Here is a 583-nt window from a genome sequence, read left to right on the forward strand (position 1 = left end):
CTGATATTTCAAATCAATTAAAACCAGCAGAAGAACGAACTAGCCATTTGGCAACCACACCAGTATCTCAGAGTGAAAGTAAACTCGCTAAGTCTAGACGAAGCTCCGGAACTGGAACTCAAAGCGAAAAGCCAAGACCAAAAATAACCGCCACTCAAAACAAAACCGTTGAGCAAGTCGATATCTCAGACCATGGTAATTTAACTCTAAATGAGTTGGTGGCATATTTCGGATCAGATGAATCTTACCGTGGATGGTTACAAGCCAAAAAAACTCAAGTTGAAATTGTCGAGCGCGAAATCAAGGTTGAAGAAAAGACCGGTGAAGTAGTAAAGCGCGAGGCAATGAAAAAAAGTGTGTTTGGTTTTCTTGAGGAAATGAATTCAAGGCTACTGGTTGACTCTGCCGTTACGATTGCAACAAAGATCTACGCGCATTGCGAATCTGGCGATACCATAGAAGAAGCAACAAAGACAGTGCGTGGTGAGATCAGCAAGCCTATTCAAAACGCCAAAGCGCAAATTGTTAGAAATATTGGAGCGGAATAATGAATGATAGCGAATGGCTAATTGATCGGTTCAGC

General features: G+C 41.9%; 1 protein-coding gene. It reads left to right on the forward strand.

Annotation, left to right across the window (positions count from 1 at the left end; genetic code table 11):
* The coding region (locus tag DC53_RS22265) for a hypothetical protein (protein ID WP_033032588.1) at positions 1-548 on the forward strand (548 nt) is incomplete at its 5' end.
* Between the last annotated feature and the right edge of the window lie 35 nt (positions 549-583).

It is taken from the genome of Pseudoalteromonas fuliginea, assembly GCF_000690055.1.
In the GTDB taxonomy this organism is placed as follows: Bacteria; Pseudomonadota; Gammaproteobacteria; order Enterobacterales; family Alteromonadaceae; genus Pseudoalteromonas; species Pseudoalteromonas fuliginea.